Origin of the sequence: Pontimonas sp. (genome assembly GCF_031581085.1) — a bacterium.
In the GTDB taxonomy this organism is placed as follows: Bacteria; Actinomycetota; Actinomycetes; order Actinomycetales; family Microbacteriaceae; genus Pontimonas.
In genome coordinates this window covers 1-2097 of the sequence record NZ_JAVLBO010000056.1, presented here as the reverse complement: position 1 = coordinate 2097, position 2097 = coordinate 1, and the positions used below count along the sequence as shown (strand labels likewise).

At 58.0% G+C, this 2097-nt stretch carries 3 protein-coding genes and 1 pseudogene; 3 read left to right on the top strand and 1 reads right to left on the bottom strand.

Translation table 11 applies throughout. From position 1 onward, the window contains the following. The 3 genes and pseudogenes from RI518_RS07790 to rplA form a co-directional block, all read left to right on the top strand. Nucleotides 1-301, top strand: a 301-nt coding sequence (locus RI518_RS07790; RefSeq protein WP_397428169.1) for a transcription termination/antitermination protein NusG, incomplete at its 5' end; no start/stop codon positions are given. A gap of 125 nt (nt 302-426) precedes the next feature. Beyond that, nucleotides 427-852 carry a 50S ribosomal protein L11 gene (gene rplK / locus RI518_RS07785; protein WP_104914128.1) on the top strand — a complete coding sequence of 142 codons (426 nt, stop codon included), beginning with the start codon at nt 427-429 and terminating at the stop codon, nt 850-852. A 99-nt stretch (nt 853-951) separates the two neighbouring features. Continuing rightward, nucleotides 952-1629: pseudogene (rplA, locus tag RI518_RS07780) on the top strand (50S ribosomal protein L1); the annotation flags it as partial. On the opposite strand, the gene RI518_RS07775 reads toward rplA, so the two are convergent. Further along, nucleotides 1616-2097 (bottom strand): HipA N-terminal domain-containing protein (locus RI518_RS07775; protein WP_310689810.1); only part of this gene is annotated, 482 nt, incomplete at its 5' end. The pseudogene rplA and the gene RI518_RS07775 overlap by 14 nt on opposite strands.

The following is a 2097-nucleotide window of genomic DNA, read 5'->3' as shown; positions in this document are numbered from 1 at the left end:
CCCCACGCCTCTTCGCTTCGAAGAGGCGTTTGAGATGTTGAAATCCACCGTTCAGGTGGCGGAAGCCCCAGCTGCAAAGGGTGCTGTTCACACTGCCGGTGGCCCGGTGTCCAGGATGCTGCCTGCTGAAGTGGACTTCGAAATTGGTGAAACGATCACCATTAAGGAAGGGTCGTTCGCGGGTCTTCCTGGCACCATTAGCGAAATCAAGCCTGAGAGCGGTAAACTTACTGCTTTGGTGTCGCTGTTTGAGCGTGAAACCCCAGTTGAGCTTGGCTTCGACCAGGTCGCCAAGCTTTAGACGTACAGCATTTCATGCGGTGTGACACCGCGTGTGATGGAACACCACAGACCACCGCAGTAAAGACACGCTTTACTGTCGGGAGCGTGTGAGGAAACTTACACACGAACAAGAAGAGGAAACAGATGGCACAGAAGAAAGTTGCTGGGCTGATTAAGCTCCAGATCCAGGCTGGCCAAGCCAACCCTGCCCCACCCGTGGGTCCGGCCCTTGGTCAACACGGCGTCAACATTATGGAGTTTTGCAAGGCCTACAACGACGCAACAGAATCCCAGCGGGGAAACGTCATTCCGGTGGAAATCACCGTCTATGAGGACCGCTCGTTCAGCTTTATTACCAAAACTCCGCCTGCGGCGGAGTTGATTAAGAAAGCTGCCGGTGTGAAGAAGGGCTCTGGAGTCCCCCACACCGACAAAGTGGCCAACATCACTCCTGCTCAGGTGCGAGAGATCGCCGAAATGAAGCAGCAGGATCTAAACGCCAACGACATTGAGGCTGCCGCCAAGATCATCGAAGGAACTGCCCGCAGTATGGGCATCACCGTCGGTTAAGTCGGCTCACCAACAACCCCACCATCTTTTTTCGCGGGAGAGCCAGCCAGGCTCGCGACACCGCACGTCGAAGTAAAGGAAGACGCACAAAAGGCACACTCCAAGCAATACAAGAAAGCAAAAGAGCTTCTCACCCCCGGCCACTTCTACTCACCCAAAGAGGCAGTGGCTCTGGCGAAACAGTCCGGTTCAGCAAAGACCGACTCCACCGTTGAGGTGGCCCTCAAAATGGGTCTTGACTCCAGAAAAGCCGACCAAATGGTCCGCGGTACGGTCTCGTTGCCAAACGGCACCGGAAAGACTGCCCGCGTCATCGTGTTTGCCACCGGCGCCGCTGCGGAAGCAGCGAAAGAAGCCGGTGCTGACGAAGTGGGTGGCACTGAACTGATCGAAAAAGTTGCCGAGGGCTACACGTCGTTCGATTCCGCCGTGTCCACCCCAGAGCTCATGGGTCAGGTCGGAAAGCTGGGTAAGGTTCTGGGTCCCCGTGGCCTTATGCCAAACCCCAAGACCGGCACCGTCACACCAGATGTGGCAAAAGCCGTTAATGACATCAAGGGTGGACGTATCGAGTTCCGCATCGACAAGCACGCCAACATGCACTTCGTGATCGGTAAAGCAAGCTTCACCGAAGAGCAGCTGTTGGAAAACTTCACCACTGCGTTGGAAGAAATCAATCGCGTGAAGCCCGCAAGCTCCAAGGGCCGCTACATCCAGAAGGCCGCCGTGTCGACCACCTTTGGTCCCGGTATTCCTTTGGACGTCAGCCAGGTCTAACATGCCGATGTAATCGTGGCTCTCGGGCTGGTTTGTCAGGCCCGGTCGTCACGGCAAGGTTCGCTTCAGTGGCTCGGCAGGCCACCTTGGCCTGCGCGCCCGCAAGCGACCACTGACCGTGCTCGCCAAGCGGCATACCTCCAGGGGAAGCCGACCGGCGAAGATCGGCAATGCGCGCGGCCAACTCACGCTCTGTGAGAGGCAGTAATCCGCCTTCGGTGGGCATGTGGTCGCCTTCGGCGAAAACGCTGACCGCGCCGGGGAGATCGCGTCCCACGTATCTCAGCAATCCGAGAACATTGGCACGGGATACACCCGCCTCGAGTTCGAGGCGCGCCCGGGCAGCTCCCTGCTCCGGCAGCAACGCCTCAAAAAAGCCCGTGACGGCGGCAGAGGCATGCTGGCCACGAGGCAGTGGCAGGGACATCGAGAGTGGGGTTGCGTCACTGGAGTCTCGGTAAGCGTCGT